Below are 1,086 nucleotides of genomic sequence, written 5' to 3' on the forward strand. Positions count from 1 at the left end.
CCCTCCCACGACGTGGCCGACCTCAGCGACCAGCGGACCATCCGCCGAAAACCGGTCGTTGCAGGCATGATCAGCGAATACCACCACGCCGCTTAACCGCACCTCAGGCCACGTAACTCAATATTCGAGCGGTACACCTGCGCCAGGGCTGATCGTCGATGGCGACTGGATCACCTGGCAGCCCGGAAAGGGCCCGTCCTGGGATGAGCCTGCCCAGCCGGTCGAGCTTCCGGCTGACTTCTACCTGCGCGAGCTGCTGGAACTGACCCCGGGAGATCTGGAAGCCACCGCCGAGCTCATGCGCTCCTTCGGGCTGCTGTTCGACCTGGACCTGAGGGACCTCCACCTGTACGCCGGCGATCCAGAGGAGGAAGAGCGCGTCAAGGCTCTCGCCGACCGTGAGGCGCCCGGCCGGCCCTATCGGGTCGGAATCCACCGCGATCTCATCAGCCTGCACGTGGACCTGGCGCAACGAGCCATCCATACGTGGCTGGCCTGTACGCAGGAGGGGGGCCTGGAGGAACTCGTCGAGCCGGAGGTGACCGAGGAGCAGCTGACCATGGCCCAGAGCCGTAACCCACTCCAGCCGGGTGAACCCCCCTGGCCGAGATCACTGGAGCATCTGCGCGAAGTGCTCATCGATATGCGCATCGAGGAGCTCGAGACGGCGATGACGGGAGCGCTGAGCCGCTTCAGCGTCGGCATCGGCGGCCTGGCCGAGCGACGCCCGACCATCTACTCGGTCTCGTTCCTGCAGATGTACAACCACATGGCCGAAGAAGCGGCGATCCGGCACTGCGCCAACGAGCCGTGCGGATGGCCGTTTGTGCGGCAGCGAGACCGCGCCAAGTTCGGTCAGCACCGTACCGAGGGCGTCAAGTACTGCTCTCGTTCCTGTGCTCGCGCACAGGCACAGCGCGAACTGCGCCGGCGCAACAAGGCGTGAAAGCCCTCTTCGGGATTGCCGGCAGGGTCAGGCTGTAAGGTCCGCCGGTAAATGGGTCTGTCGCACTTGGCGGGGAGTGATCACGTTCGGTGATCCTGGGCTCAGTTCAGCAGGGCCATTTTCCGGAGGAGATCGTAGCT

1 protein-coding gene is annotated in these 1,086 nt (G+C 65.1%); it reads left to right on the forward strand.

Annotated elements, in window-relative coordinates; all coding sequences use genetic code 11:
• Nucleotides 1-298 precede the first annotated feature (298 nt).
• On the forward strand, nt 299-946 hold the full coding sequence (locus tag ACIHFD_RS67925; RefSeq protein WP_397375981.1) for a hypothetical protein: 648 nt from the start codon (nt 299-301) through the stop codon (nt 944-946).
• Nucleotides 947-1,086 lie beyond the last annotated feature (140 nt).

Source organism: Nonomuraea sp. NPDC051941, assembly GCF_044593615.1.

Bases quoted from the DNA above. Each gene is read 5' to 3' on its own strand.
- ACIHFD_RS67925 (WP_397375981.1), top strand. From the start codon at position 299: ATGCGCTCCTTCGGGCTGCTGTTCGACCTGGACCTGAGGGACCTCCAC.